Below are 26,159 nucleotides of genomic sequence, written 5' to 3' on the forward strand. Positions count from 1 at the left end.
CCCTCCACTCACCGCAAGGAGACTCATGAACACCGCCGAACTCGCCGAACTGGGACAGCAGTTGCGCGTGGACAGCGTGCGGGCGTCCGCCGCCGCGGGATCCGGGCACCCCACGTCCTCGATGTCCGCCGCCGATCTGATGGCCGTGCTGCTCGCCAACCATCTGCGCTACGACTTCGAACGTCCCGAGCACCCCGCCAACGACCGCTTCGTGCTGTCCAAGGGACACGCCTCGCCCCTGCTGTACGCCGCGTACAAGGCGGCCGGTGCCATCGAGGACGGCGAGCTGCTCACCTTCCGCAAGCTCGGCAGCCGGCTCGAAGGACACCCGACGCCCCGGCGGCTGCCCTGGGTGGAGACGGCCACCGGATCCCTCGGCCAGGGCCTGCCGGTCGGGGTCGGCATCGCCCTCGCCGGCAAGCGCCTTGAGCGCACCGGATACCGGGTGTGGGTGCTGTGCGGGGACAGCGAGCTGGCGGAGGGCTCGGTGTGGGAGGCGGCCGAACACGCCGGACATGAGCACCTGGACAATCTGATCGCGATCGTGGACGTCAACCGGCTCGGCCAGCGCGGCCCCACCCGGCACGGCCACGACCTGGACGCCTACGCCCGCCGCTTCCAGGCCTTCGACTGGCACACGGTCGAGATCGACGGCCACGACGTCGACAAGATCGACCGGGCCTACGGCGAGGCGCTGTCCACGACCGGGCAGCCCGTGGCGATCCTCGCCCGCACCCTCAAGGGCAAGGGTGTCGCCGCCGTCGAGGACCTGGAGGGCCATCACGGAAAGCCGGTGCCGGACGCGAAGGAGGCCGTCGCCGAGCTCGGCGGGCCGCGCTCGCTGCACGTCCGGGTCCACGAGCCGCCGGCCGCCGCCGCGCTGCGCGACCTGACGACCGAGGTGCTCCAGCTGCCGCGCTACGACGAGGGCGACGAGGTCGCGACCCGGGACGCCTTCGGCGCCGCCCTCGCCGCGCTCGGCAGCGCCCGGGGCGATGTCGTCGCCCTGGACGGCGAGGTCGGCGACTCCACCCGCACCGAGGAGTTCGCCAAGGCCCACCCCGACCGGTTCTTCGAGTGCTACATCGCCGAGCAGCAGATGGTCGCCGCGGCCGTCGGCATGGCCGCGCGGGGCTGGCTGCCGTACGCCTCGACGTTCGCCGCGTTCCTCACCCGTGCCCACGATTTCGTGCGGATGGCGTCCATCAGCGGCTCCGGCATCAACCTGGTCGGCTCGCACGCCGGTGTCGCCATCGGCCAGGACGGGCCCTCGCAGATGGGCCTGGAGGACCTGGCGATGTTCCGCGCGGCGCACGGCTCGACCGTGCTGTACCCGTGCGACGGCAACCAGACCGCCCGGCTGGTCGCGGCCATGGCCGGCCTCGAAGGGATCCGCTATCTGCGCACCTCGCGCGGCAAGACGCCGGTGATCTACGGCCCCGACGAGGAGTTCCCGGTGGGCGGCAGCAAGACGCTCCTCTCCAGTGAGGAGGACCGGCTGACGGTCGTCGCCGCCGGGGTCACCGTGCCCGAGGCGCTCGCCGCGGCCGACCGGCTCGCCGCGGACGGCATCCGGGTACGGGTGATCGACCTGTACTCCGTCAAGCCCGTCGACACCCGGACGCTGCACCGGGCCGCCGAGGAGACCGGCTGTCTGCTCACCGTGGAGGACCACCACGCCGAGGGCGGCCTCGGCGACGCCGTCGCGGAGGCCTTCGCCGACGGCCGGCCCGTGCCCCCGCTGGTCCGGCTCGCGGTGCGCACCATGCCGGGCTCGGCCGCACCCGACGAGCAGCTGAACGCGGCCGGCATCGACGCCGTGGGCATCGCGGCGGCGGCCAAGCTGCTGGTGGAGGAGGCGGTCGTGCGATGAACGACACGGACGCCCGGACCGTACGGGCGGGCCGCCGCACGGTGGACATACAGCGGCCCGGGAAGGTGCTCTTCCCGGGCGGCGCCGGCGCCGAGGAGTACACCAAGGGCGATCTCGCCGACTACTACCGGTCCGTCGCGCCGTACATGCTGCCGCACCTGCGGGGCCGTCCGCTGATGCTGGAGCGGTATCCGGACGGCGTCGACGGGGAGCGGTTCATGCAGAAGAACGTCCCGAAGCACTATCCGGACTGGATCACCCGCGTCGAGGTCCCCAAGGAGGGCGGCACGGTCACGCATGCCGTCTGCGACGACACCGCCACCCTTCTCTACCTCGCCGACCAGGCCTGCCTCACCCTGCACCGCTGGCTCTCCCGCACCGACCGCTCCGGCGGCCCCGACCACCCCGACCAGCTCGTCTTCGACCTCGATCCTCCCGGCGACGACTTCGCCCCCGTGTGCGAGGCGGCCGGCCTGCTGCGGGAGCTGCTGGACGAACTGGAACTGCCCGCCGCCCCCATGACCACCGGATCGCGCGGAGTCCATCTCATCGTCCGTCTCGACGGCCGCAGCGACTTCGACGAGGTCCGCGAATTCGCCCGCGATGTGGCCGAGTTGCTGGCCTCCCGGCATCCGGACCGGCTCACCACCGCCGCCCGCAAGGAGGACCGCGGCGATCGTCTCTACCTCGATGTGCAGCGCAACGCCTACGCGCAGACCGCCGTCGCCCCCTACACCGTCCGCGCCCGCCCCGGCGCCCCGGTCGCCGTACCCCTCGCCTGGGAGCAGCTGGACGCCCCCGGGCTCGACGCGCGCCGCTGGACCATCGCCGACGCGGTCGACCAGGCCGGCACCGACCCCTGGTCCGGACTGCCGGGCCGGGGCCGCGCCCTGGGGCCGGCCCGGCGGCGTCTCGCGGAGATTCGCTCCTGAAGGTTTGGCCATGGGACGAACGGCCACCCGCAGGAAGAGGTGACCATATTGAACACAGGCAACACATCCCGTTCACAGAGCTCACAGAAACCTCAGAACTCACAGGAGTCGCACAAGGAAGAGAAGCGGAGCAATGCGGAGGAGCGCCGGCCGGCACCCATGGAGGTGCTGCGCGAGGCGCGTGCCCAGCTCGCAGAACTCACCGGGCTCGCTCCCGAATCGGTGACCTCTTTCGAGCAGACCGAGGACGGATGGGCGCTCGAGATGGAGGTACTTGAACTCGCACGGGTCCCGGACACCATGAGCTTGATGGCGAGCTACCAGGTCGATCTCGACCAGGAGGGCCGGCTCACCGGCTACCGGCGCGTTCACCGGTACGAACGGGGGCGGTCCGACACGCGCCGACCCGGCGGCCGCTAGGTCGCCTCACTTGCCGCGCCCGCGGAACCACCGTGACACCGACCTATTACGAGGAGGAACGGCCGGCATGACCGTTGTCCCGGCACAGACCGGAAGCGGAGGCGGCACCAGCGGCCTCTACGACGTACTCGAACTCGTTCTGGACAGGGGGCTCGTGATCGACGCGTTCGTGCGGGTCTCCCTGGTCGGCATCGAGATTCTGAAGATCGACGTGCGGGTCGTCGTGGCCAGCGTCGACACATACCTGCGCTTCGCCGAGGCGTGCAACCGTCTCGACCTGGAGGCAGGACCCCACAAGACCCCGGGGCTGCCCGACCTCGTCGGCGAGGTCACCGAGTCCGGCGCGCGCGGCAAGTCCAAGGGCGCCTTGACCGGCGCCGCGGAGACCATCTCCGAAGCCTTCAGGCAGGCCCGCGAGGAGGGCGAGGAACGGACCCGGCCCCGTAAGGCCACGGCCCACCGGAAGGAGGAGCGGGAGTGAGCACCTACGTCTACGGGATCACCGCCCGGACGCACCAGGCCCTGCCCGAGGGCATGACCGGTGTGGGGGAGCCACCGCGCCCGGTGCGGGTCCTCACGGTCGGCGAGCTGGCCGCCGTGGTCAGCGACGCCCCTGAGGACCTGCGGGCCAAGCGCCGGGACCTGCTCGCGCACCAGAACGTCCTCGCCGAGGCCGGCGCGGCCGGATGTGTGCTCCCCATGCGGTTCGGAAGCGTGGCCCCCGACGACAATGCCGTCGCCCATGTGCTCGAGGAGCGCGCCGATCACTACCTGGAGCGGCTCAAGGCCCTCGACGGCAAGGTCGAGTACAACGTCAAGGCCAGCCACGTCGAAGAGGCCGTGCTGCATCGCGTGATGGCCGAGAACACGGACTTGCGCAGCCTCGCCGAGGCCAACCGGCGCGCGGGCGGCGGCAGCTACGACGACAAGCTGCGCCTCGGCGAGCTGGTCGCGAACGCCGTCAAGGCCAAGGAGGCCGAGGACGCCGCCTCGGTGCAGGCCTGGCTGGAGCCGGCCGCCGCCGCGGTCAGCGCCGGCCCGCAGTCCACGGGCTGGCTGCTCAACGTCTCGTTCCTGGTCGCCCGGGACGGCGCCACCGACTTCCTGGCGGCCGTCGACCGGGTCCGCGCCGACCACCCCCACCTCGAACTGCGCGTCAACGGCCCGCTGCCCCCGTACAGCTTCGTCGAGCCCGGTCCCGCCCAGCCGGCGGCCGAGCCGGTCGGCATGGACAGCGGGGCGCACTGACCGGGCGGCCCGGACGGAAGGAGGAGTTCATGGGACTGATCGGTGAGGTGCTGCTGCTGCCGTTCGCACCGGTGCGTGGCACCAAGTGGGCGATCGGCCAGGTGCTCCGCGAGGCGGAACGGATCTACTACGACCCCGCCACCGTACGGGCCGAACTGGCGCGGCTGGAAGAGCGGCTGGAGGCGGGCGAGATCACCGAGGAGGAGTTCGACCGGTGTGAGGACGAACTGCTCGACCGGCTGGAGACAGGACTGCGCTCCGGCCCCACCACAGGCGAGGGGATGGAATGATGAACCGAACGGCACTGGGCCTCGCCATAGGGGCCGGGTATCTCTTGGGGCGTACGAAGAAGCTGAAAATGGCGCTCGCGGTCGGCTCCCTGGTCGCGGGCAAGAAGCTGAACCTCGGCCCCGGCGCGCTCGCCACCATGGCGCGGCAGCAGCTGCGTGACAACCCGCAGTTCAAGGAGATCGGCGATCAGCTGCGCGAGGACCTGCGGGGCGTCGGCAAGGCCGCTTCCGGGGCCATGGTCGAGCGGCAGATGGGCGCGCTCGCCGACCGGCTGCACGACCGTACCACCCACGTCCGCGACGAGCTGTCCGGGGCGCTGCCCGCGGTCGGCTCGGACGAGGAGCCCGAGGACGACGACCGGGACCTCGAGGCGCGGCGGGGCGGCGGCAAGGAGCGGGAGGACGACGACCGCCGGGCCCGCCGGCGGCAGTCCTCCGGCAAGAAGGCGGCCGGGAAGGCCGCGACGAAGGCCTCCGCCGGCCGGAAGGCCATGGCGAAGAAGACGGCACCCGCGAAAAGGGCGGTGGGCAGGAAGACCGGCACGGCCGGGAAGAAGGCGGCCGACGCCCGTGGCGCCGGATCGTCGAAGGGCGGCGATGACCGATGACCGACACACTCGGATCCGCAGCGTCCACGGCCGGCCGGGCCACGAAGGCCGCGCAGGACAACCCGCTCACCGAGCTCGCCCACAGCGAGGCCGCCGACCGGCTGAAGGCAGAGGCACAGGAATACCTGGCCGCCCAGGCCGAACGGCTGCTCAGCGGCCTCGGGCACAAGCTCGGCGAGACGACCGTCAAGCTCAACGACATCGCGGAGGGCAACAGCCCCGGCTTCGCCAAGCTGGCGCTCGACGCAGGCCGCAAGATCGCCGAGGGCAAGGGACCGCTGCGCTCCGCCCTGGAGCTGGGCGCCTCGCGAGTCAAGGACAACGTCACGCAAGCGGTCAAGAACCTCGGGGGCGGCAAGGGCAGGAAGAAGAGCAGGGGCGGCAACAAGCCCACGGTCATCATGGAGTCGGTCGACGTCGGCGTGCCGCTGCGCACCGCCTATGACCAGTGGACGCAGTACCAGGACTTCTCCACCTTCGCCAAGGGCGTCAAGAGCGCGAACCGCGCCGACGACACCCACAGCGACTGGCAGGCGAAGATCTTCTGGTCCAACCGCAGCTGGAAGGCGCACACCACCGAGCAGCTTCCCGACCAGCGCATCCAGTGGACCTCGGAGGGAGCCAAGGGCACCACGAAGGGGGTCGTGACCTTCCACCCCCTGGGCGAGAGTCTCACCCGGATCCTGCTGGTCATCGAGTACTACCCGAGCGGCCTGTTCGAGAAGACCGGCAATCTGTGGCGCGCACAGGGCCGACGGGTGAGGCTGGATCTGAAGAACTACGTCCGGTTCATCACCCTGAAGGGAGAGGCCGAGGACGGCTGGCGCGGCGAGATCCGCGACGGCGAGGTGGCCCGCAGCCACGAGGATGCGGTGGCGGAGGAGGAGGCCGAAGAGCCCCGTGACGAGGACGAGGGCGAGGGGGAGCCGGAGGAGTACGAGGATGAGGAGGTGGAAGAAGGCGAGGAGGAGCCTGAGGAGTACGAGGACGAGGAGGAAGGGCCTTACGAGGACGAAGCCGAGGGTGCCGAGGAGTACGAGGAAGAGGAGCCCGACTATGCCGAGCGCGGGAGCCGTCGATGACGACGCCCAACCGGTTCCCCGAGCCCTACGGTTCGGGCGGTGGGGCCAACCTCGCCGACATCCTGGAGCGCGTGCTCGACAAGGGTGTGGTGATCGCGGGTGACATCCGGATCAATCTGCTCGACATCGAACTGCTGACCGTCAAGCTGCGGCTCATCGTCGCCTCGGTCGACAAGGCCAAGGAGATGGGCATCGACTGGTGGGAGAGCGACCCGGCGCTCTCCTCCCGGGCCCGCCGCGACGCGCTGACCCGGGAGAACGTCGAGCTCAGAGAGCGGCTGGCCCGGCTGGAGGAGCTGGAGCCGGGCCGCGTGCCGAAGGAGGCACCGTGACAGGACTGCGCTACGTCTACGCCGTCTGCCGCCCCTTCGGGACACCCCTGCAATCGCAGCTCACCGGCGTCGGGGGTGCCCCGCCGGCGCTGCTGCGCCACCACGGGCTTGTCGCGGTCGTCAGTCAGGTCCCGGCGGCGGACTTCAGCGAGGAGGCCCTGAAGGCGCACCTGGAGAACCTGGACTGGCTGGCCGCCACCGCCCGAGCGCACCAGGGCGTGATCGACGCGCTCACCACGGTCACCACCCCGCTGCCGCTGAGGCTCGCGACCGTCTTCCGGGACGACTGCGGGGTGCGGATGATGATCGAGGCCCGTGAGGAGGACTTCGGGCGCATCCTGGACCGGCTGGAGGGCCGGGTGGAATGGGGAGTGAAGGTGTACCTCGAGGCCGAGCCCGCCGAGCCCGCCCCCGCCGCGCAGCCCGCGAGTGGCAGGGACTATCTGCGCCTGCGGCGTGAGAGCACCCACGCGACCGAGGAGCGGTGGCAGCGGGCCGAGGCGTTCGCCCGGTCGCTGCACGAGCGTCTTTCCCGGCTCGCCGAGGACTCCCGGCTGCATGCCCCGCAGACTTCCGCACTTTCCGCCGAACCCGGCCGGAACGTTCTCAACGCCGCTTATCTCGTGCCCCGTGCGCATTCTGAGGAATTCGTGGAACTAGTGGACCGTACGAAAGACGAGACTTCCGGAATCCGGGTGGAACTCACCGGACCCTGGGCCGCATATTCGTTCACGGGGGAGGCGACGCCGTGACCGTCGTCGAACGGCGCGAGATCGCCCTCGTCGATCTGCTCGACCGACTGCTGGCCGGCGGAGTCGTCGTCACCGGAGACGTCACCCTGCGGATCGCGGACGTCGACCTCGTCCGCATCGATCTGAACGCGCTGATCAGCTCCGTGAACGAGTCGGTTCCCTCGCCCTTCGAGGAGATCCTGTGACCCCGCGCAACCGGCTCGACCTGGAACCCGACACGGTCGAGCGCGACCTGGTGAAACTGGTGCTCACGGTGGTGGAACTGCTCCGTCAGCTGATGGAACGCCAGGCCGTGCGCCGCTTCGACACCGGTGAGCTCACCGAGGAGCAGGAGGAGCGCATCGGGCTCACCCTGATGCTCCTGGAGGAGCGCATGGCCGAGCTGCGCGAGCGCTACGGACTGCGGCCCGAGGACCTCAATCTGGACCTCGGGCCGCTCGGACCGCTGCTTCCCCGGGATTAGCTCACCACCGGTACCAGCGGCCCCTGCCGCCGGCGGCAGTCGTGCTGCGTACCAGAAAGCCCAGCAGCCAGACGACCAGAACTACCAGGGCAATCCACCAGAGAACTTTCACCGCGAATCCGACGCCGAACAGTATCAGTGCCAGAAGTAGTACCAGCAGGATGGGAACCATAATGTGAAACCTCCTGTGATCCGGGTTTCCCGAAATCGGCGGATCAGGCTTCTTTACGGCACAGAATTTCTCCGTGCAGCACCGCGAACCAGCCGTCGTCCCGGCGGCCCCATTCCCGCCACGCCTCGGACACCGCCCGCAGTTGGCCCTCCGTCGTGTGACCGCCCCGTGTGGCTCGTTCCGCGTAGCCGGAGGCCAGGGTGCGGTCCGCCCACAGGCCGCTCCACCAGGCCCGCTCCTCGGGTGTGGCGAAGGTCCAGGTGCTGGACGTGGCGGTGATGTCGGTGAGCCCGGCGGCCAGCGCCCACGTCTTCAGCCGGCGACCGGCGTCGGGCTCCCCGCCGTTGGCGCGGGCCACCCGCTCGTACAGGTCCAGCCAGTCCTCCAGGCCGGGCACCGCCGGGTACCAGGTCATCGCCGCGTAGTCCGCGTCGCGTACGGCGATGAACCCGCCGGGCTTCGTCACGCGCCGCATCTCGCGCAGCGCCTGCACCGGGTCGCCGACGTGCTGCAGCACCTGGTGGGCGTGGACCACGCAGAAGGTGTCGTCCGCGTAGTCCAGGGCGTGGACGTCGGCGACCGCGAAGTCCACGTTGGTCAGGCCGCGCCCGGCGGCGGTGGCCCGGGCCTGCTCCAGGATGCCCGGCGCGTGGTCGACGCCGGTGACCTGGCCGTCCGGCACCCGTTCCGCCAGGTCGGCCGTGATGGTGCCCGGCCCGCAGCCGATATCCAGGATCTTCATGTGGGGCTTCAGCGAAGCGAGCAGATAGGCCGCGGAGTTCTCGGCGGTCCGCCAGATGTGCGACCGCAGCACCGACTCGTGGTGCCCGTGCGTGTAGACGGCGGTCTCCTGCGCTTTCGGCATGGCTGTTCCCCTTCACCTTCGTCACCGCTGGTACGCATCACGGTACGCGCGCATGCCGAATGATGAGACTGGGGTTCCATATATTGGACCTCACAGGGGATCCGGGCATGCCGTCCTGACGGCTCGTCAGGGAGCTGCGGTCAGCGGGCGGTAGACCGTCAGAGCCTCCGGCAGCTTCTCCAGGGTCACCTCGCCCGACACGGCTCTGACCTCGCCGTCGTACGCCATCGGGGTGCCCGGCGTGACACCGGTCAGCCGGAGCCGGTTCACCTGCACCGCCGAATGGGCGGGGGAGCGGGTGAGGGGGCCCGCGGCGGCAGCGGCCAGCAGCCGCAGGGCGGGCCGGCGGCTGCCGTGCACCACCCGCACGTCCAGCAGCCCGTCCGCGAGATCGGTACGGCGGCCGGGCGCGAGCCCCATGCGGTGGTAGACGCCGTTGCCGACGAACAGCAGCCACAGCGGCCGCCGTTCACCGCCCAGCTCCACCTCCAGCGGATGCCGGTCCGCGCGCAGCACCCGCAGCGCGCCCAGCAGCCCGGCCGGCCACCCGCCGATCCGGGGCGCCCAGCGGTCCCGCACGCGCACCAGCTCCGGGTAGACACCCAGGCTCAGCGTGTTCAGGAACAGGCCCTCGTGCTCACCGGCGACATAGCGGACCGCGTCCACCCGCACCGCCTCGCCGTGCCGGACCGCACGGGCCAGATCGCGTTCGTCCTCCACGCCCAGGTCGAGGGCGAAGTGGTTGAGGGTGCCCCCCGGCAGCACCGCGAGCGGCAGCCCGTGGCCGAGCGCGATGCTCGCGGCCGCGTTCACGGTGCCGTCGCCGCCGCACACGCCGAGCACCCGGGCACGGGCCGCCGCCTTCGCCAGTTCGTCGCCGATCTCCTCCGGCGCGCACTCGACGATCTCCGCCTGCGGCAGCGCGGCGTGCAGCGCACGGACCCGGTCGGCCGTCCCCGAGCCCCGGTTGGCGACCACCACCAGACCCTCGCCCTCCGGCAGCGCCGGCGCCTGCGCGCGCGGCCGGGGCCGCCGCCGCATCTGGGCGCGGGTCGGCATCAGCCGCCGTACAAGGAAGGCCGCACCCGCGCCGAGGGCCGCCCCGGCCAGCACATCGCTCGGGAAGTGCACGCCCGTGTACACCCGGGAGGCCGCCACCGAGAACGCCAGCGGTGCCAGCGCCGCGCCCCAGGCCGGGGACTCCAGCGCGACCCCGGTCGCGAACGCGGCGGCCGACGCGGAGTGCCCGGACGGGAACGACGTGGTGATCGGCTGCCGCTTGAGCTGCCGCACCAGCGGCACCGGGTCCAGTACCGGGCGGGCCCGGCGCACCGAGCGCTTGCCGATCGTGTTGATGGTCAGGGAGGCCACGCTGAGGGAGGCCAGGCCCCGGGCGGCCGCCCGGCGGGCCCTCGGGGTGCGGCTCGCGGCCATCGCGGCGGCCGTCGTGAACCACAGCACCCCGTGGTTCGCGCTGTGGCTGAGGCGGGGCAGCACCCGCTCGGCGCCGGGCCAGTGCCAGGCGGCCGCCGTCTCGAACAGCCGGCCGTCGAGATCCAGCAGCCGGCACAGCGCGCTCCGGGCGGCCGAGCGGGCCCCCGGGTCCAGGTCGGTCAGGTCCAGGTCTGGGCTCATGGGGTCCGGTTACCCTGAAGTGCCCGTTTCTTGTGCCTGTCCGCGCCGGGCGCCGGCCCGCGCGTAAGGAGTCCCCCGGATGCGCCTGCTCCTCGTCCGTCACGGTGAGACCCCGTCCAACGTGAACCACCTGCTGGACACCGCCGTGCCCGGACCGGGGCTGACGCCGCTCGGCGAGGCGCAGGCCGCCGCACTGCCCGAGGCGCTCGCCGACGAGGACATCGAGGCCGTCTACGCCTCCACACTGCTGCGCACCCGGCTCACCGCGGCCCCGCTGGCCGCCGCCCGGGGCCTTCAGATGATCGTCCGCGACGGCATCCGCGAGGTGTCCGCCGGCGACCTGGAGATGCTGCCCGGCGAGTCTGCCGAGGGCCGGGAGTACATGCGCACGATCTTCGCCTGGGCGGCCGGCGACACCGCGCCGCGCATCCCCGGCGGGGAGAGCGGCGAGGAGGCCCTGGCCCGGTACGACGCCGTGGTGGCCGAAGCCGCCGCGAGCGGTGCCGGCACGGTCGCCCTGGTCAGCCACGGCGCCGTGATCCGCCTGTGGACCTCCGCCCGCGCCGGCAACGTCGACGTCCCGTTCGCCGCCGCCCGCCCCCTGGGCAACACCGGCGTGGTCGTCCTGGAGGGCTCCCCGTCCGACGGCTGGAAGGCCCTGTCCTGGGAGGGCGCCACGGTGGAGCCGGCTGGAGAGGCGGGCCCGGCGGGGGAGCCGGTGGACACGGCGGGGTAGTGCCCGGATAAGCGTTTGCCGCCGCCGTGGGCCGCCCCGGAGAATGCCTGCCCATGGGACATCTGGAAGCCGCGCACCTCGAATACCACCTCCCCGACGGGAGGACCCTGCTCGGGGACGTGTCCTTCCGGGTCGGCGAAGGCGCCGCCGTCGCCCTGGTCGGCCCGAACGGCGCCGGCAAGACGACCCTCCTCCGGCTGATCTCCGGCGAGCTGAAGCCGCACGCCGGCACCGTCACCGTCAGCGGCGGCCTCGGTGTGATGCGCCAGTTCGTGGGCTCCGTACGGGACGAGACGACCGTACGGGACCTGCTCGTGTCCGTCGCCCCGCCCCGCATCCGGGAGGCGGCCAGGGCGGTCGACGAGGCCGAGCACGCCATCATGACCGTCGACGACGAGGCCGCCCAGCTGGCCTACGCCCAGGCCCTCGCCGACTGGGCCGAGGCGCGCGGCTACGAGGCCGAGACGCTGTGGGACATCTGCACCACGGCGGCCCTCGGCACGCCCTACGAGCGCGCCCAGTGGCGCCAGGTGCGCACCCTCTCCGGCGGCGAGCAGAAACGCCTCGTGCTGGAGGCGCTGCTGCGCGGCACCGACGAGGTGCTGCTGCTCGACGAGCCGGACAACTACCTCGACGTGCCCGGCAAACGCTGGCTGGAGGAACAGCTCAAGGAGACCCGCAAGACGGTCCTGTTCGTCTCCCACGACCGTGAACTCCTCGCCCGCGCCGCCGAGAAGATCGTCTCCGTGGAGCCGGGCCCGGCGGGCGCCGACGCCTGGGTGCACGGCGGCGGCTTCGCCACCTACCACGAGGCGCGCCGGGAACGCTTCGCCCGCTTCGAGGAACTGCGCCGTCGCTGGGACGAGAAGCACGCCCAGCTGAAGAAGCTCGTGCTGACGCTGCGTCAGGCGGCCGAGAACAGCGCCGACATGGCCTCCCGCTATCGCGCCGCGCAGACCAGGCTGCGCAAGTTCGAGGAGGCCGGCCCGCCGCCGGAGCCGCCGCGCGAGCAGGACATCACCATGCGGCTGAAGGGCGGCCGTACCGGCGTACGGGCCGTCACCTGCAAGCAACTCGAACTGACCGGTCTCATGCGCCCGTTCGACCTGGAGGTGTTCTACGGCGAACGGGTCGCCGTCCTCGGCTCCAACGGCTCCGGCAAGTCGCACTTCCTGCGCCTGCTGGCCGGCGAGGACGTCGCGCACACCGGGGAGTGGAAGCTCGGCGCACGTGTCGTCCCCGGCCACTTCGCACAGACCCACGCGCACCCCGAACTCCAAGGCCGTACCCTCCTCGACATCCTGTGGAAGGAGCACTCCCAGGACCGCGGCGCCGCCATGTCCCGGCTGCGCCGCTACGAGCTGACCCAGCAGGCCGAACAGTCCTTCGACCGGCTCTCCGGCGGCCAGCAGGCCCGCTTCCAGATCCTGCTGCTGGAGCTGGCGGGCGCGACCGCGCTGCTGCTGGACGAGCCGACCGACAACCTCGACCTGGAGTCGGCCGAGGCCCTGCAGGAGGGCCTGGAAGCCTTCGCGGGCACGGTCCTCGCGGTCACCCACGACCGCTGGTTCGCCCGCTCCTTCGACCGCTACCTGGTCTTCGGCGCCGACGGCCGCGTCCGCGAGACGCCGGCGCCGGTCTGGGACGAGCGCCGGGTGGAGCGCGTGCGCTAGGCCCTGTCGTCAAACTCCCGCCGTCCGCCCGGAGGGCGGGCCTCGCGCCCGCCGCGGAGCGGCTGATGTATGCAGTAGGTGCGTGCTCTGGGGGTCCCCCCGGCCGAAGGCTGGGGGAGTGCCGGGCTCTGGCCCTCGTACTGGATGTACTTGGGCCCGGGCCCGGTGCGGCGAGTGGGGGTGCCCCCTTTGGGGGAGCGTGCATGGCGTCGTGGGGCTGGGGGCACCGCCCGGCCGAAGGCTGGGGGAGGGAGTTTGACGACAGGACCTAGAGGCGCCGGATCAGGCGCGTCTCGCTGTAGGGGCTCGGGTCGTCCTGCGTGTGCCTGCGCCCCTCAAGGGCTTCTCGCCGTCACTTCCAGCGCAGCAGGGCGCCCATGCCGCCCGGGGCGATCTCCTCGCCGGTGTCCTGGAGCACCGGGGTCAGCGACACCACCGGTGCGTCGGTCACCATGGCCGCCCGTACCAGCGCGTCGTCGGCCCGGGCCGGCCACGCCTGCTGCTCGCCGACGGTCCGCAGCTCGTCGCGGCGGGCCGCCAGCTGGTCCGGGTCCTCGCCGATCCACACCTCGCGGCCGGTGTCGGGCGCGTCCGGGCGGATCAGCAGCTCGGCGAGCCGGTGCTCGCGCGCCGCCTCGATCAGCTGCGGCACCCCCTCGACGGCCGCGGACCGCCGCTCCTCGTCCGGCGAACGCGCCGCACAGAACCGGTCCACCTCCGCCAGGATGCGCTGCCGTACGTGCTCGGCGCGTATCTCCTCCACTTCCTGCGGCAGCAGCTCGCTGTCCTTGCCGCGCGACGTCTCCACCGCACGGCTCCGCAGTGCCTTCGGCAGCTGCTCGTGCACCGACCTGCGCCCCCGGTCGTCCCCGCACAGGATCAGCAGATCGGCGCCGGTCTCCGCCTGACACGCGGCCAGCGCCTCGGCGACTTCACGCGCGTTGTGTTCCCAGGTGTCCTCCACCTTCAGCTGGAAGTGCCGCTCGGACCAGTCGGAAGCCTTCGACCGGTGCATCGGCCACTGCCGGCTGGCCCGTCACCTGCCCGGCCTCCTCGTGCAGCAGCGCGCTGCGCAGTTCGATGCGGGCTCCGGTCCGGTCGATGTAGGCCACCAGCGACAGCGGGTCCTCACCGGCGAGGTCGAGCAGCGGTGTCACCCGCGGCAGCGCACCCCAGTACGCCTCGCCGTCCTGGGGACCCCGCGTCAGCGGCACCTCCAGGACCACCTCGCCGTCCCGGGCGAACACGGCCCGGCCGTACGGCTCCGGGGCGTGCCGCAGAGCCTCCAGAGCGTCGTGCACCGCCCGGCAGGTCGGTTCGTCCGCCCCCTGCCGGGCCAGCTCCCGGGTGACCGCTTCCGCGATCAGATGACGCGTTGCTGCTGGTCCTCCGTGTGCAAAGAGGTGTCGATGTATGCGGAGGCCCAGGACCCCGGATGTTCGTACAGTGGATTCAGGAACGCGAGCTCCATGGATTCCTCCCGGAAACTCCTCGGGGGCAGTGCCTGCGGGGCGGGTACCCGGGCCAGAACCCAAGGACACGGATACGACGAGCGGGGCACCACATGACCGGAGTCGAGCCCAGCCGACTGGACGACCAGCAGCTCATGAAGGAGCTGGAGACGATCCACCGCACGCGCCACGACACCCTCCTGTACGGCTCGAACGACGCGCTGCGGACCCACAACGAGCGTATGGCGCAGCTGGAGGGCGAGTATCTGCGCCGCAACCCGCGCCGTCTGATCAGCGCGGGCCGCACCCGTGAGGGCGCCAGGGAACGGCGGTGCGGCGAGGCGGCGACTCCGGAGGCGTCCGGCACCTGAGCGGCCGGACCGGCCCACCGGGGCCGGCACACGAAAGCCGGCACACGAAAAGGGCCGGCCCGCGCGAGGCCGGCCCTCACGGTCGGGCGGCGGCTCAGCCGGCCTCACCGGCGAACACATGCAGGAACGCGTCGCAGAACGCCTTCAGATCATCCGGCTTGCGGCTGGTCACCAGCTGGTTGGAGCCGTGGTCGCAGATCTTCACCTGCTCGTCCACCCAGGTGCCGCCCGCGTTGCGGATGTCCGTCCGCAGACTCGGCCAGGACGTCAGCACCCGGCCCCGTACGACGTCCGCCTCCACCAGCGTCCACGGCGCGTGGCAGATCGCGGCGACCGGGCGGCCCTGCTCGAAGAAGTCCTTCACGAACGCCACGGCCTTGTCATCCATCCGCAGGAAGTCGGGATTGGCCACCCCGCCGGGCAGGACGAGACCGCCGAACGACCCCGCCGACGACTCGCCCACCACCTCGTCCACGTCGAACGTGTCGCCCTTGTCGAGATGGTCGAACGCCTGGATCTTCCCCGGCTTCGTGGACACCAGCACCGGCTCGTGCCCGGCGTCGGAGGCCGCCTTCCACGGCTCGGTCAGCTCGACCTGCTCCACACCCTGGGGCGCCGCGAGAAACGCGATGCGCATGACTGCTCACTCTCCTTTCGTGCTCTTCTCGCCGGCACCCCTCGCGACATCGGCCGCCCGGCCCCGGCTCACCCGACCCCGGCTCATGCGCCGCTCGCCAGCGCCTCGGCCAGCTGCTGCACGTTCTCGTAGCGCGCCGAGTGGGGCAGCCCGGCCACCGCGTCGACCAGTGCGGCCGGCGCGTTGTGCCGGCGCAGTATCCGGGCCAGGTCACGGGCGGTCGCCGGGAACGAGCCACGGCTCAGGGTGCGGGCCAGCTCCGACCGCACCCGCTCCAGCGACGCCGGTGAGCCCAGGCCGCCCACGGGCCCGCTCCACACCTCGGGGTCGTCGTCCGCGGCCGGTTCCGGATCGTGCCACTCCTCCACCCGTGTCGGGTGGCCGGACCTCAGCAGACCCTTCAGCTCGTGTTTCATCTCATCGTCCCGGTGGACGTTCAGCCGGTCACTGCCTCGCTGCATGTCAACCTCCACAGGGGGCTAGCCCTTGTCCTTGCCGGGCAGGAACTCCTGCACCTTGGCCTTGAAGCCCTGCTTGACCACCGACCTGCGGTCGGTGTCCCCCTTCAGGATCGACGCCGCTGTCGCCTCCATCTGCTCCCAGGTCGCGTGCGGCGGGATCGGCGGCACGGCGGGATCGGTGAGGAACTCGATCACGCACGGCCCGTCGGCCTGCAGAGCCGCCCGCCAGCCCGCCTCCACGTCCTCCGGCTTCTCCACCCGGACGCCCGTCAGACCCAGCGAGCGGGCGAACGCCGCGTACTGCACGTCCGGTATCGACTGCGACGGCAGGAACGACGGGGCGCCCTCCATGGCGCGCATCTCCCAGGTCACCTGGTTCAGGTCCTGGTTGTTCCACACGCCGACCACCAGCCGCGGATCCGACCAGCGGTCCCGGTACTTCGCCGCCGTGATCATCTCCGCCAGGCCGTTCATCTGCATCGCGCCGTCGCCGACCAGCGCGAACACCGGCCGGTCCGGATGCGCGAACTTCGCGCCGATCGCGTACGGCACGCCCGGCCCCATCGTGGCCAGCGTCCCGGACAGCGAGCCGCGCATGCCCGGCCGCATCGTGATGTGCCGCGCGTACCAGTTGGCCACCGAACCGGAGTCGGAGGTCAGGATCGCGTTCTCCGGCAGCAGCGGATCCAGCGCCCGGGCCACGTACTCGGGATTGATCGGATCGGCCGACAGACCGGCCCGCCGCTCCATCGTCTCGTGCCAGCGCCGCACGTTCGCGCACACCGTGTCGTACCACTCGCGCCCGCCCCGGTCGCTGGTCAGCAGCGGGATCAGCCGACGCAGCGTCGCCCTCGCGTCACCGACGAGATTCACCTCGTAGGGGAAGCGCATCCCGATCATGTGCGGGTCGATGTCGATCTGCACCCCCCGCGCCTTGCCGAAGTCCGGCATGAACTGCGTGTACGGGAACGACGACCCGATCGTCAGCAGGGTGTCGCAGTCCCGCATCAGCTCGTACGACGGCCGGCTGCCCAGCAGGCCGATCGGCCCGGTGACGTAAGGCAGTTCGTCGCTGAGGACGTCCTTGCCGAGCAGCGCCTTGGCGACCCCGGCGCCGAGCAGCTCGGCGATCTCCCGCACCTCCGCGACCGCGGCGGCCGCGCCCTGGCCCACCAGGATCGCCACCTTGTCGCCCGCGTTCAGCACGTCCGCCGCGCGGCGCAGCGCCTCGTCCGTGGGGGTCGCCGTGTAGTCGCTCATGCCCATGCTGGAGGGCACCATCTTGAACTCGTGCGTCGGCGGCGAGTAGTCCAGTTCCTGCACGTCACCGGGGATGATCAGGGCGGTCGGGCAGCGCCGGGCGTGGGCGGTGCGCATGGCCCGGTCCAGCACGTTCGGCAGTTGCTCGGGCACCGTCACCGTCTCCAGGAAGTCCGAGGCGACGTCCTTGAACAGCGTGTGCAGATCGACTTCCTGCTGGTAGGAGCCGCCCATCGCGGACCGGTCGGTCTGGCCGACGATCGCCAGCACCGGCACATGGTCGAGCTTGGCGTCGTACAGGCCGTTGAGCAGATGGATGGCGCCCGGTCCCGACGTCGCCGCGCACACCCCGATACGGCCGCTGAACTTCGCGTATCCGACCGCCTCGAACGCGGACATCTCCTCGTGCCGGGACTGGATGAACCGCGGCCGGTCCTCGGCCCGGCCCCACGCGGCGAGCAGCCCGTTGATCCCGTCGCCCGGATACCCGAAGACCTGTTCCACGCCCCAGGCGCGCAGGCGCTCGAGGATGTGGTCGGAGACCTTGGTGCTCATGAAGGGACCTCCCCGGTGGGGTGCGAAGCGGACGATCCGGTCTGCACCTGCCGAGTCACCTGCACCGGGGACGGAAAACCTCCCCGGCGGTGCGGACGCGATACCCGCCGCGGTGGCAGCCGAGGCCGGCGGTGCCGAAACCGGGGGCCGGTTCTGTCACCCGGCCGGGCGCGCCCGTCCCGCGAATGGGGTCCGGCCGCGCGCGCCGCGGCGCCGCACGGGCTGTCATGGCAGCGAGGGCATGCCCGTGCCCCGTACCCGTGACGCCGCAGGGCAGCGCCCCCGCACCGCCGTACCGGTGCTCGACGTACCACCCGCTGCACCGGCGTCCGGCGTACCACCGCCGACCGATCCGCCGCGCCCGCCGAGGAGTCCGTCCCATGTGCCGCACCGCCCGTGCCCTGTCCGTCGCCTTCGTCGCCGGGGCCGTGCTCGCCCTGGCCGGACCCGCCGCCTCCGCCGACGTGGGCCCGGGCAGTCCGTCCCCGCCCCTCGCCACCGCTCCGATGGCCGTCCCCGAACCGTGCGTCGCACCACAGCAGTGCGGCGACTCCCGCGTCGGCCCCGCCGCCACGTGCCGGCCCGGCGAGCCCTGCCAGGACGGTTCGGGATGCAAGCCGGGGGAGGCGTGCCAGAGTGGTCCGGGTTCGGGGTGCAGGCCGGGGGAGGCGTGCCAGAGCGGTCCGGGTTCGGGGTGCAGGCCGGGGGAGGCGTGCCAGAGTGGTCCGGGTTCGGCGTGCAGGCCGGGGGAGGCGTGCCAGAGCGGTCCGGGTTCGGGGTGCAGGCCGGGGGAGGCGTGCCCCGACGACGGCCACCGGTGCGCGCAGGGCCACGACGAGCCCTGCCTCGACGGTCGCCCCTGCGGCGACCCCGACGGCAGGCAGGCCCACGGCACCGACGGCTGTGACCCGCCCACCGTGCAGCACGGAGCCGAGGCAGGGACGGGAGGCAGCTACACCGACTCGGTCCCGGCCCTCGCCGCCGGCGCCGCCCTCATCGCCGCGGCCTGCGGCGGAGCCGGCTACCGGCTGTACGGGAGATGGCGCACCGCGGGAGCCCGGCCCATGGACGGATGACCGGGGCGCCGCCCGCCCCCATGGAGTGCCGTCCGGCGGGTACACACCCTCCCGAGGGCACCAGCGGGCGGCCCCCACATCAACGGACACCACAGGCCACGGACACACACCCCAGCCACTCACCCACCCCCGCTCAGCAGCCCGACGACGACACAGCCCGCCCGGTCCGGCCCCGGACCGGGCGGCACACGGCACCACGACCGCGCGGAGGCGGACATGCGGCGGACGGACCCCGAGGGCCACGGCCCGGTCCGCTACGGCCCGCCCCTGCCCGGCGACGGCCTCCCCGTGCTCCCCGAACTCATCGCCGTACTCGCCGCGGCGGCGGGCCGTGCCGACGCCCAGCCCGTCGGCGGCGCCCCCGCTCTCCTCGAAGCGGCCTGCGGCTACTGGACCCGGCGCGGACTGCCCACCCTTCCCGATCAGGTGGCCGCCGGCCCCGGCGCCCCGGCTCTGCTGCTCGCCCTGACCGCCGCACTCGCCGGCGATGGCGCCGACGTCCTCGTCCCGCGCCCCTGCGCCGCCTGGTGGGCGCCGTACGCCCGAGTGCTCGGCAGGCCCGCCTACCACGTGCCAACCCCCGCCGAGAGCGGCGGCGTCCCCGACCCCTACGCGCTGCTGGAGACCGTCCGCCGGGTCCGCGCCGAGGGCGGTGACCCACGGCTGCTCGTGCTGTCCGTCGCCGACGATCCGACCGCCACCGTCGCCCCGCCGGAACTGCTGCACGAGACCGTCGAGGCCGCCACCGCCGAAGGACTGCACCTGGTCAGCGACGAGACCTGGCGCGACACCCTGCACCACCCCCACGACACCGTGCTGCTCAGCCCCGCCGAGATGCAGCCCGACCGGGTCACCGTCGTGACCGACCTCGCCGGATCCCTGCTGCCGGCCGGCTGGCCCGCCGCCGTCGCCCGCTTCCCGGCCACCGAATCCGGCCGGGAGCTCCACGCGCGCGTGCTCGACATCCTCACCGGGCTCGGCGCCCGCATCGCCGCACCCGTCGCCGCCGCGGCCGGCTACGCCCTCGACGAACCCCCACCCGTCACCGAGCGCCGCGAGGCCGCCGTACGGCTGCACGCGCGCGTGGCCGCCGCCGCGCACGCCGCGGTCGTCGCCGGCGGCGGGCTCGCCCGCCCCCCGCAGGCCGGCCGTCACCTGTACGCCGACCTCGGCCCGCTGCGCGAACCCCTCGCCGAACGAGGCGTCGGCGACGCACAGGAGTTGGAGGACCTGCTCACCGCCCGGCTCGGCATGCCCGCGCCCGGCGGCCACCGTTTCGGCGATGACCTCGGCGCGCTGCGCGTACGGCTCGCCACGGGCCCCCTCCTGGGCGGCACCGACGAGGAACGCGCGGAATGCCTCACCTCACCCGTGCCGTTGGAACTGCCACATGTGCAACGCGCGTTGATCTTCTTGACGTCGGTCCTCGACGATCTCCGCGACGACGCTCAGCGATGGGAGCCTCCTCGATGACGCAGCAGACGCATGAGCCCGAGACGCACGAGCCCGGATCGGCCACGACGAGTACGACGACCATGGCGACCGCACCGACCGTGCCCACCGCACCGACTCGCTCCACCGGCACTCCGACCCCCCTGGCGCCCCCCTTTCCCCCGCTGGCCGAGCCCCGTCCTCTCGCCGAACACCGCGTGTGGCCACGCACCTTCCACGACCGGCTCACCGCCCCGCTGCCCGGCCTCAAGGCCCTCGCCCGCTTCGCCCGGGAAGGCGCCGTGCGCCCCGGCGCCGAAGGCCTCGCGGACATCCACCGGCTCCCCTGCGCTCCCGCCCCGCTGCCCCGCGTCGACACCCGCACCCTCGCCGTCACCTGGGCCGGACACGCCAGCTGGGTCGTGCGGATCGGCGGTCTGACCGTGCTCACCGACCCCGTCTGGTCCCGCCGCATCCTCGGCACCCCGGCCCGCATCACCCCCGTCGGCGTCCCCTGGGACGCCCTGCCCCGCGTCGACGCCGTCGTCGTCAGCCACAACCACTACGACCACCTCGACGCCCCCACCCTGGGCCAACTCCCGCGGGACACCCCGGTGTTCGCACCGGCCGGCCTCGGCCGCTGGTTCCGCCGGCGCCGCTTCACCCGCGTCACCGAGCTGGACTGGTGGGAGGGCGCCGAACTGTCCGGCGTCCGCTTCGACTTCGTCCCCGCCCACCACTGGTCCAAGCGCACCCTCACCGACACCTGCCACAGCCTCTGGGGCGGCTGGGTGCTCACCGACGCCGAGGGACAGCGCCTCTACTTCGCCGGCGACACCGGCTACGGCCACTGGTTCTCCCGCATCGGCCGCCGCTACCCCGGCATCGACCTCGCCCTCATGCCCATCGGCGCCTACGACCCCCGCTGGTGGCTCAGCGACGTCCACTGCAACCCCGAGGAGGCCGTACAGGCCACCTTGGATCTGGGCGCCCGCCGCATGGCCCCCATGCACTGGGGTACGTTCATCCTCTCGGCCGAGCCGGTCCTGGAACCGCTCACACGGGTGCGGACGGCCTGGGAGAAGGCGGGACTGGAGAGGGAAGACCTGTGGGATCTACCGGTCGGCGCTTCAAAAGTGCTTGAGTAAGGCGCCCCCGCGCTACCGAAACCGCCGCACCACACTCGGCATCGCGCTGATCACAACGGTCAGCGCGACCGCCACCACAACCCCCTCCCACGGCTCCTCGAACAGTGAACCCCCCAGAATCCCGATCACCTGGTAGGTGGCCGCCCAGGCCAGACACGCGGGCAGGTTCCCCCGAGCGAACCGCCTGAGCGGCCACTCCGCCATCAGACAGGCCAGCATCACCGGTATCCGCCCCGCAGGGACGAGCCGGGACAACACCAGCACGGCGACCCAGTGTTCGGCCAGCCTCTCCCTCGCCGACGCCAGCCGCGCGTCCGGCGCCCGCGACCGTATCGCCTCCAGCCACCGCGACCCGTTCCGCGACCGCATCCCGCGCCGCCCCAGCCAGTACAGCGCCGCGTCCCCCAGGAACGCCGCCAGCGACGCCGTCACGAACACCAGAGCCAGCGAGAACGGCGCCGTCTGATGGAACGCCACCACCGCCGCCGAACTCACCAGCGCCCCGGTCGGCACCACCGGCACCAGCGCCCCGATCAGCACCAGCAGAAACAACGACGGATAGCCGATCGCCTGCTGCGTCGACTCGGGCGGCACGGTCGACGTGGTGGACGCGGCGGCCAGCACCGTCACCGAGGCCGCCCACCTCACCGCGCGACCTCGAGCCGCACACTCTCACCGTGCCCCAGCTTGTGCACCGCCACCCCCGGCGCCGCCACGGCCGCCAGCCGCACGAACTCGTCCCCCGGCGCATGGAACTCGTGCGGGCGCACCGCGTCCATCCCGATCGGCCAGTACGTCCCGTAGTGCACCGGCACCGCCGCCCGCGGTGCCAGCCGCGCCAGCGCCCGGGCCGCCCGTCCCGGGTCCAGATGCCCCGCACCGAGATACGGCCCCCAGCCGCCCACCGGCAGCAGTGCCACGTCCACCGGCCCCACCCGCTCGGCCATCGCGTCGAACAGGCCGGTGTCTCCGGCGAAGTACGTCCGGGCCGCGCCCTCCACGACATAGCCGAGCGCGGGCGAGCGGTGCGGGCCCACCGGCAGCCGCCGCCCGTCGTGCAGGGCCGGCACCACCCGTACCAGCAGTTCATCGATCCGCACCACGTCTCCGGGCACCACCTCCGTCACCCGTAGCTGACGCAGCCGGCGCAGACCGGGCACCGCCCGTGGTGCGCCCCGGGGCACGAGCAGGCGCGTGCCCGGGTCGAGGCCCGCGAGCGAGGGCAGATGCAGATGGTCGGCGTGCAGATGCGAGACGAGCACCACGTCCGCGCGACGGGCCTCGGCCGACGGCAGGGCGCCCCGGCGCCGCCGCAGGTGCGCCAGCCGGCGGGCGAACAGAGGATCGGTGAGCACCCGTATGTTCGCGTCCTGGACCGTGCAGGAGGCGTGACCCCACCAGGTGATCTCCACCGGCACCCTTTTCGCCTCCTTCACGCGACTCCCCGAAGCCTACGGGCAGGAGTAGGGTCTGCGGCGAAACCCGGAGGTGAGGGGGACGCCATGGGACAGCTGCGGGGTACCTCCGACACGCCCGCGCCCGCGCCGGTGCGGGTCATCGCGATTGCCAGCCTGACCCCGCTGGAGGAACTGGAGGCGGACCCCTTCCTCGTCGACTCCCGCAGCCAGCACGCCATGTGCGCCCGCTGGGCCGCCGAACGCGGATACGTCATCGCCCGGGAACTCCTCGTCGGCGGACTGCGCTTCGACCACGGCGCGCTGTGGGACGGCGTCCGGCCGGGAGTGGACGTATTCGTCGCGCCCAGCCTGCGCGTGCTCCAGCGGGCCCTGTCCTCGGTCGAGGCGTTCACCGCCGAGTGCGCGCGCCGGGGCGTGCGCGTGGAGACCGTCGGGCGGGCCGAGCCGTCGTACGACGCCCAGATGAAGGCGCGTGTCCACCGCCGCCTGTCCATGCCGACGGCCGGCTACGACGGCCGCTAGGTTCCGCTAGGTTCCGCCGGGTTCCGCGCCCTGCCGGCCCTTCAGCCGCCGACGAGGGCGACGAGCTTGATGAAGACCAGGTCGGGATCGGCGGTGAGATCCACGACCTCGTCCAGATCCTCGACCTGGCGGTCACCGGCCAGCACGAAGAAACCGTTGGCCAGGAAGGCGCGTTCGGCGATCCCGGCCTGGCGTTCCCAGTCGATGCGGCGGGGCTGGCCTGCCGGAACTCGGTCCGCTGACGCTCCAGCAGGTCGACGAGCCAGCGGACGCGGTCGAGCGCGGCGGACCGCACGTCGTCCAGTGCGTCGGTCCTGCGGGATTCGGTCACCAAGGCTTCGTAGAGCATGCCGGGATGATGACAGGGGGGACCGACAACGCGATCAGGTCGGCTCCGCGCGCGGCCTGACACCTTGTGAAGAGGGCCGTGCGTCTCGCCGATCGGCCGGAGGGTCCGGCCGCTCACGTGCCCGGCGACCCGTGTGACAAGGTGGAGCGAGGCCCTCGCGTCGAGCGGGCCGGGACGTGAGGTGTGCGAGGCGTGCGAGGCGTGCGGTGGCGGCGGGTCGCCAGTCAGATCGGACGGAGCGTCACCGTATGGGCGGTCTCCACCCTCACCATGCTGGTCCTCGCCGCGCTCCTGCCCGACTTCCGACTCCAGTCCGCCGACGGCGACAGCGCCACCCGCATCGCCGTCACCGCCGCCTGCGGCGCCGGCGCCTTCGGTGTGCTGTCGGCCGTGGTCTGGCCGCTCCTGGTCCGGCTCCTGCTGCTCGTACCCGCCCTCGTGCTCGGCCTGCTGGTGTTCTTCCTCAACGGCTCCCTGCTGCTGCTCGCCCTGCGCATCAACCCCTCCGGCCGCGGCGAGGCGGCCCCCGAGACCGCCGTCATCGTGGCCGCGGTGATGTCCGCCGTCGCCTCGGCGACCGGCGCGGCCCTCGCCGTCCGCGACGACGAGACCTACCGGCGCCGCCTGCACCGCCTCGCCGCCCGCCGCCGCAGAACGGACCCGCCCTGCCCCACCACCCCCGGCCTGGTCTTCGTCCAGCTCGACGGAGTCGGCCACGACGTCCTCGTCGACGCGGTCCGGAAGGGGCTGATGCCCACGGTCGCACGCTGGCTGGGCACGGGCCACGGTGTACCACCGACCGGCGACGGCCTATGGTCCACCGGCGACGGCCTATGGCCCACCGGCGACGGCCCGCGGCCGCCGACCCACCGCCTCACCCCCTGGCGCACCGACTGGTCCAGCCAGACCGGTGCCAGTCAGCTCGGCATCCTCCACGGCAGCACCTTCGACGTGCCGGCCTTCCGCTGGTACGAGAAGGAGCGCGGGGAGGTGATGGTGTGCAACCGCCCGACGAGCGCCGCCGAGTTGCAGCGCCGCGCCGTACTGCGCACAGGTGACGGCGGACTGCTCACCGTGGACGGCGCCAGTAGGGGGAACCTCTTCAGCGGCGGCGCCGGTGAACAGGCCCTCGTGCTGTCCATCGCGGCGCGCCGACGGGGCCGGGAGAACCGTTCCCGCGCCGGCTACTTCGCCTACTTCTCCGATCCCGCGGGCGCCGTCCGCACCGCCCTGTCCTTCGTCGCCGAGGTGGTCCGCGAGATCGGCCAGTCCACCCGCGCCCGGATGCGCGGGCAGCGCCCCCGGGTGAGCCGCGGCGGGCTCTACCCGCTCGTCCGCGCCTTCGCCACCGTCGTCGAACGGGACGTCGTCGTCGCGGCGGTGATGGGCGACATGCTCGCCGGGCGCACCGCCGTCTACGCCGATCTCGTCGCCTACGACGAGGTCGCCCACCACTCGGGTCCGTGCAGCCGGGACGCCGAGAAGGTCCTGCAGCGCCTCGACCGCTCCCTCGCCCTCCTCCAGCGGGTCGCCGAACACGCGCCCCGCCCGTACCGCGTCATCGTGCTCTCCGACCACGGGCAGAGCCCCGGCGAGACCTTCCGCTCCCGCTACGGCCGCACGCTCGGGGACCTGGTCCGGGCCGGCTGCGGGCTGCACGCGCCGCGCCGGGCGATGGGGGTCTCCCCACACGTTCAGCAGCGGGGGAGCACACACAGCGGAACCGAGGCCCGCGCCGCCGTGCGCGCGGCGCTGCGCCGGCCGGTGGAGGAGAGGAGCGAGCAGCTCCGCCCCGCCGCCGGTTCCGAACCGATCGTGCTGGCCTCCGGCAATCTCGGCCTGGTCTCCTTCCCGGACGTCCCCCACCGCATGACCAAGGAGGAGATCGACGCCCGCCACCCCGCCCTGCTCACCACCCTCGCCAACCATCCCGGCATCGGGTTCCTCCTGGTGCGCAGCGAGGAGCACGACGGCGTGGTGCTGGGTGCCCACGGCGCCGAGATCCCGCTGAGCAAGCTCGACGACCAGCCCGGCCCGCTGGCCCGGTTCGGACCCGGCGCCGCCGAGGCGGTCCGCCGTACCCACTCCTTCCCGCACACCGCCGACATCATGGTGAACTCCGCCCTCGACCCCGCCGACGGAGAGGTCCTCGCCTTCGAGGAGCAGATCGGCTCCCACGGCGGCCTCGGCGGCGCCCAGTCCCACCCGTTCCTGCTCTCGCCGCTGGAGTTGTCCGCACCGGTGGACGGCGAGGCGGAACTGACCGGCGCCGAGCAGGTGCACCAGGTGCTGCGCCGCTGGCTGGGCGAGCTGAACGGCCCCCAGGTCCCGCTGACCGACGACACAGAGGACGAGCGGGCCGCCTGAAGCCGCGACAGCTCCTTCCCGTTCCTCGTGAG

The 26,159-nt window shown here is 72.7% G+C and carries 28 protein-coding genes and 1 pseudogene; 20 read left to right on the forward strand and 9 right to left on the reverse strand.

The features are described 5' to 3' along the window. The first annotated feature begins 25 nt into the window (after window positions 1–25). From ACWCQS_RS20505 to ACWCQS_RS20560, 12 genes are all read left to right on the forward strand, one after another. Window positions 26–1,873: a transketolase gene (locus ACWCQS_RS20505; protein WP_451005730.1), complete on the forward strand. Its 1,848-nt coding sequence runs from the start codon at window positions 26–28 to the stop codon at window positions 1,871–1,873. Beyond that, window positions 1,870–2,805 carry a non-homologous end-joining DNA ligase gene (ligD, locus tag ACWCQS_RS20510; RefSeq protein WP_451005731.1) on the forward strand — a complete coding sequence of 312 codons (936 nt, stop codon included), beginning with the start codon at window positions 1,870–1,872 and terminating at the stop codon, window positions 2,803–2,805. Before ACWCQS_RS20505 ends, ligD begins: the two co-directional genes overlap by 4 nt. A 45-nt stretch (window positions 2,806–2,850) precedes the next feature. After that, complete coding sequence (locus ACWCQS_RS20515) at window positions 2,851–3,225, forward strand: gas vesicle protein GvpO (protein ID WP_451005915.1); 375 nt, start codon at window positions 2,851–2,853, stop codon at window positions 3,223–3,225. A 67-nt stretch (window positions 3,226–3,292) separates the two neighbouring features. After that, the gene (locus ACWCQS_RS20520; RefSeq protein ID WP_451005732.1) at window positions 3,293–3,706 is read left to right on the forward strand and encodes a gas vesicle structural protein GvpA; all 414 of its coding nucleotides are present in this window, start codon (window positions 3,293–3,295) and stop codon (window positions 3,704–3,706) included. After that, entirely contained in the window at window positions 3,703–4,473 is a 771-nt protein-coding gene (locus ACWCQS_RS20525; RefSeq protein ID WP_451005733.1) for a GvpL/GvpF family gas vesicle protein, read from the forward strand. Before ACWCQS_RS20520 ends, ACWCQS_RS20525 begins: the two co-directional genes overlap by 4 nt. Window positions 4,474–4,502: 29 nt before the next feature. Further along, entirely contained in the window at window positions 4,503–4,763 is a 261-nt protein-coding gene (locus ACWCQS_RS20530; protein ID WP_451005734.1) for a gas vesicle protein GvpG, read from the forward strand. After that, window positions 4,763–5,371 (forward strand): DNA primase, encoded by a 609-nt coding sequence (locus ACWCQS_RS20535; RefSeq protein WP_451005916.1) that lies wholly within the window; start codon window positions 4,763–4,765, stop codon window positions 5,369–5,371. Before ACWCQS_RS20530 ends, ACWCQS_RS20535 begins: the two co-directional genes overlap by 1 nt. Continuing rightward, window positions 5,368–6,453, forward strand: coding sequence for an SRPBCC family protein (locus ACWCQS_RS20540; RefSeq protein WP_451005735.1), 1,086 nt, complete (start codon window positions 5,368–5,370; stop codon window positions 6,451–6,453). Before ACWCQS_RS20535 ends, ACWCQS_RS20540 begins: the two co-directional genes overlap by 4 nt. Continuing rightward, window positions 6,450–6,785 (forward strand): gas vesicle protein, encoded by a 336-nt coding sequence (locus ACWCQS_RS20545; RefSeq protein WP_451005736.1) that lies wholly within the window; start codon window positions 6,450–6,452, stop codon window positions 6,783–6,785. Before ACWCQS_RS20540 ends, ACWCQS_RS20545 begins: the two co-directional genes overlap by 4 nt. After that, complete coding sequence (locus ACWCQS_RS20550; RefSeq protein ID WP_451005737.1) at window positions 6,782–7,537, forward strand: GvpL/GvpF family gas vesicle protein; 756 nt, start codon at window positions 6,782–6,784, stop codon at window positions 7,535–7,537. Before ACWCQS_RS20545 ends, ACWCQS_RS20550 begins: the two co-directional genes overlap by 4 nt. Further along, complete coding sequence (locus tag ACWCQS_RS20555; RefSeq protein ID WP_451005738.1) at window positions 7,534–7,722, forward strand: gas vesicle protein; 189 nt, start codon at window positions 7,534–7,536, stop codon at window positions 7,720–7,722. The genes ACWCQS_RS20550 and ACWCQS_RS20555 overlap by 4 nt, the downstream gene beginning before the upstream one ends. Continuing rightward, window positions 7,719–8,000 (forward strand): gas vesicle protein K, encoded by a 282-nt coding sequence (locus ACWCQS_RS20560; protein WP_069777790.1) that lies wholly within the window; start codon window positions 7,719–7,721, stop codon window positions 7,998–8,000. The genes ACWCQS_RS20555 and ACWCQS_RS20560 overlap by 4 nt, the downstream gene beginning before the upstream one ends. Before the next feature lies 1 nt (window position 8,001). Here the strand turns inward: ACWCQS_RS20560 and ACWCQS_RS20565 are convergent, their stop codons facing one another. From ACWCQS_RS20565 to ACWCQS_RS20575, 3 genes are all read right to left on the reverse strand, one after another. Beyond that, window positions 8,002–8,172 (reverse strand): hydrophobic protein, encoded by a 171-nt coding sequence (locus ACWCQS_RS20565; protein WP_451005739.1) that lies wholly within the window; start codon window positions 8,170–8,172, stop codon window positions 8,002–8,004. 43 nt (window positions 8,173–8,215) lie between these two features. Continuing rightward, window positions 8,216–9,037 carry a class I SAM-dependent methyltransferase gene (locus ACWCQS_RS20570; RefSeq protein WP_451005740.1) on the reverse strand — a complete coding sequence of 274 codons (822 nt, stop codon included), beginning with the start codon at window positions 9,035–9,037 and terminating at the stop codon, window positions 8,216–8,218. Between the two features lie 126 nt (window positions 9,038–9,163). Beyond that, window positions 9,164–10,672: a phosphatase PAP2 family protein gene (locus ACWCQS_RS20575; protein ID WP_451005741.1), complete on the reverse strand. Its 1,509-nt coding sequence runs from the start codon at window positions 10,670–10,672 to the stop codon at window positions 9,164–9,166. Window positions 10,673–10,751: 79 nt separating this feature from the next. Here ACWCQS_RS20575 and ACWCQS_RS20580 point away from each other — a divergent pair, with 79 nt between their 5' ends. Both ACWCQS_RS20580 and ACWCQS_RS20585 read left to right on the forward strand, forming a co-directional pair. Beyond that, complete coding sequence (locus tag ACWCQS_RS20580) at window positions 10,752–11,408, forward strand: histidine phosphatase family protein (protein WP_451005742.1); 657 nt, start codon at window positions 10,752–10,754, stop codon at window positions 11,406–11,408. Between the two features lie 53 nt (window positions 11,409–11,461). Beyond that, complete coding sequence (locus ACWCQS_RS20585) at window positions 11,462–13,081, forward strand: ABC-F family ATP-binding cassette domain-containing protein (protein ID WP_451005743.1); 1,620 nt, start codon at window positions 11,462–11,464, stop codon at window positions 13,079–13,081. 352 nt (window positions 13,082–13,433) lie between these two features. On the opposite strand, the pseudogene ACWCQS_RS20590 reads toward ACWCQS_RS20585, so the two are convergent. Continuing rightward, window positions 13,434–14,552, reverse strand: a pseudogene (locus ACWCQS_RS20590) (baeRF2 domain-containing protein). A 93-nt stretch (window positions 14,553–14,645) separates the two neighbouring features. Between ACWCQS_RS20590 and ACWCQS_RS20595 the strand changes: the two are divergent. Then, window positions 14,646–14,903: a DUF6158 family protein gene (locus ACWCQS_RS20595; RefSeq protein WP_450984331.1), complete on the forward strand. Its 258-nt coding sequence runs from the start codon at window positions 14,646–14,648 to the stop codon at window positions 14,901–14,903. Window positions 14,904–14,997: 94 nt separating this feature from the next. On the opposite strand, the gene ACWCQS_RS20600 is transcribed toward ACWCQS_RS20595, so the two are convergent. The 3 genes from ACWCQS_RS20600 to ACWCQS_RS20610 all read right to left on the reverse strand — a co-directional run bounded on the left by ACWCQS_RS20600 (window position 14,998) and on the right by ACWCQS_RS20610 (window position 17,816). Then, entirely contained in the window at window positions 14,998–15,540 is a 543-nt protein-coding gene (locus ACWCQS_RS20600) for a type 1 glutamine amidotransferase domain-containing protein (protein ID WP_451005744.1), read from the reverse strand. An 83-nt stretch (window positions 15,541–15,623) separates the two neighbouring features. Further along, complete coding sequence (locus tag ACWCQS_RS20605; protein WP_451005745.1) at window positions 15,624–16,001, reverse strand: DUF2795 domain-containing protein; 378 nt, start codon at window positions 15,999–16,001, stop codon at window positions 15,624–15,626. 18 nt (window positions 16,002–16,019) lie between these two features. Beyond that, the gene (locus ACWCQS_RS20610) at window positions 16,020–17,816 is read right to left on the reverse strand and encodes a thiamine pyrophosphate-requiring protein (RefSeq protein ID WP_451005746.1); all 1,797 of its coding nucleotides are present in this window, start codon (window positions 17,814–17,816) and stop codon (window positions 16,020–16,022) included. A gap of 917 nt (window positions 17,817–18,733) precedes the next feature. Here ACWCQS_RS20610 and ACWCQS_RS20615 point away from each other — a divergent pair. The 3 genes from ACWCQS_RS20615 (at window position 18,734) to ACWCQS_RS20625 (ending at window position 21,471) form a co-directional block, all read left to right on the forward strand. Then, on the forward strand, window positions 18,734–18,892 hold the full coding sequence (locus ACWCQS_RS20615; RefSeq protein WP_451005747.1) for a hypothetical protein: 159 nt from the start codon (window positions 18,734–18,736) through the stop codon (window positions 18,890–18,892). Window positions 18,893–19,108: 216 nt separating this feature from the next. Next, the gene (locus ACWCQS_RS20620; RefSeq protein WP_451005748.1) at window positions 19,109–20,365 is read left to right on the forward strand and encodes an aminotransferase class I/II-fold pyridoxal phosphate-dependent enzyme; all 1,257 of its coding nucleotides are present in this window, start codon (window positions 19,109–19,111) and stop codon (window positions 20,363–20,365) included. Next, window positions 20,362–21,471 carry an MBL fold metallo-hydrolase gene (locus ACWCQS_RS20625; RefSeq protein ID WP_451005749.1) on the forward strand — a complete coding sequence of 370 codons (1,110 nt, stop codon included), beginning with the start codon at window positions 20,362–20,364 and terminating at the stop codon, window positions 21,469–21,471. Before ACWCQS_RS20620 ends, ACWCQS_RS20625 begins: the two co-directional genes overlap by 4 nt. 12 nt (window positions 21,472–21,483) lie before the next feature. Here the strand turns inward: ACWCQS_RS20625 and ACWCQS_RS20630 are convergent, their stop codons facing one another. Both ACWCQS_RS20630 and ACWCQS_RS20635 read right to left on the reverse strand, forming a co-directional pair. Then, window positions 21,484–22,101, reverse strand: a complete 618-nt coding sequence (locus ACWCQS_RS20630) for a DedA family protein (protein ID WP_451005750.1) — start codon at window positions 22,099–22,101, stop codon at window positions 21,484–21,486. Window positions 22,102–22,115: 14 nt separating this feature from the next. Beyond that, the gene (locus ACWCQS_RS20635) at window positions 22,116–22,889 is read right to left on the reverse strand and encodes an MBL fold metallo-hydrolase (protein WP_451005917.1); all 774 of its coding nucleotides are present in this window, start codon (window positions 22,887–22,889) and stop codon (window positions 22,116–22,118) included. A gap of 84 nt (window positions 22,890–22,973) precedes the next feature. On the opposite strand from ACWCQS_RS20635, the gene ACWCQS_RS20640 reads away from it, so the two are divergent. Both ACWCQS_RS20640 and ACWCQS_RS20645 read left to right on the forward strand, forming a co-directional pair. Next, window positions 22,974–23,411 (forward strand): hypothetical protein, encoded by a 438-nt coding sequence (locus ACWCQS_RS20640; protein WP_450984340.1) that lies wholly within the window; start codon window positions 22,974–22,976, stop codon window positions 23,409–23,411. Between the two features lie 541 nt (window positions 23,412–23,952). Beyond that, window positions 23,953–26,127 (forward strand): phage holin family protein, encoded by a 2,175-nt coding sequence (locus ACWCQS_RS20645; RefSeq protein WP_451005751.1) that lies wholly within the window; start codon window positions 23,953–23,955, stop codon window positions 26,125–26,127. Window positions 26,128–26,159 lie beyond the last annotated feature (32 nt).

Source organism: Streptomyces sp. NPDC002076 (assembly GCF_053593835.1).

Bases quoted from the DNA above. Each gene is read 5' to 3' on its own strand.
- ACWCQS_RS20505 (WP_451005730.1), top strand. From the start codon at position 26: ATGAACACCGCCGAACTCGCCGAACTGGGACAGCAGTTGCGCGTGGAC.
- ligD (WP_451005731.1), top strand. From the start codon at position 1,870: ATGAACGACACGGACGCCCGGACCGTACGGGCGGGCCGCCGCACGGTG.
- ACWCQS_RS20520 (WP_451005732.1), top strand. From the start codon at position 3,293: ATGACCGTTGTCCCGGCACAGACCGGAAGCGGAGGCGGCACCAGCGGC.
- ACWCQS_RS20530 (WP_451005734.1), top strand. From the start codon at position 4,503: ATGGGACTGATCGGTGAGGTGCTGCTGCTGCCGTTCGCACCGGTGCGT.
- ACWCQS_RS20535 (WP_451005916.1), top strand. From the start codon at position 4,763: ATGAACCGAACGGCACTGGGCCTCGCCATAGGGGCCGGGTATCTCTTG.
- ACWCQS_RS20540 (WP_451005735.1), top strand. From the start codon at position 5,368: ATGACCGACACACTCGGATCCGCAGCGTCCACGGCCGGCCGGGCCACG.
- ACWCQS_RS20545 (WP_451005736.1), top strand. From the start codon at position 6,450: ATGACGACGCCCAACCGGTTCCCCGAGCCCTACGGTTCGGGCGGTGGG.
- ACWCQS_RS20565 (WP_451005739.1), bottom strand. From the start codon at position 8,172: ATGGTTCCCATCCTGCTGGTACTACTTCTGGCACTGATACTGTTCGGC.
- ACWCQS_RS20570 (WP_451005740.1), bottom strand. From the start codon at position 9,037: ATGCCGAAAGCGCAGGAGACCGCCGTCTACACGCACGGGCACCACGAG.
- ACWCQS_RS20575 (WP_451005741.1), bottom strand. From the start codon at position 10,672: ATGAGCCCAGACCTGGACCTGACCGACCTGGACCCGGGGGCCCGCTCG.
- ACWCQS_RS20580 (WP_451005742.1), top strand. From the start codon at position 10,752: ATGCGCCTGCTCCTCGTCCGTCACGGTGAGACCCCGTCCAACGTGAAC.
- ACWCQS_RS20585 (WP_451005743.1), top strand. From the start codon at position 11,462: ATGGGACATCTGGAAGCCGCGCACCTCGAATACCACCTCCCCGACGGG.
- ACWCQS_RS20595 (WP_450984331.1), top strand. From the start codon at position 14,646: ATGACCGGAGTCGAGCCCAGCCGACTGGACGACCAGCAGCTCATGAAG.
- ACWCQS_RS20600 (WP_451005744.1), bottom strand. From the start codon at position 15,540: ATGCGCATCGCGTTTCTCGCGGCGCCCCAGGGTGTGGAGCAGGTCGAG.
- ACWCQS_RS20605 (WP_451005745.1), bottom strand. From the start codon at position 16,001: ATGCAGCGAGGCAGTGACCGGCTGAACGTCCACCGGGACGATGAGATG.
- ACWCQS_RS20610 (WP_451005746.1), bottom strand. From the start codon at position 17,816: ATGAGCACCAAGGTCTCCGACCACATCCTCGAGCGCCTGCGCGCCTGG.
- ACWCQS_RS20620 (WP_451005748.1), top strand. From the start codon at position 19,109: ATGCGGCGGACGGACCCCGAGGGCCACGGCCCGGTCCGCTACGGCCCG.
- ACWCQS_RS20625 (WP_451005749.1), top strand. From the start codon at position 20,362: ATGACGCAGCAGACGCATGAGCCCGAGACGCACGAGCCCGGATCGGCC.
- ACWCQS_RS20640 (WP_450984340.1), top strand. From the start codon at position 22,974: ATGGGACAGCTGCGGGGTACCTCCGACACGCCCGCGCCCGCGCCGGTG.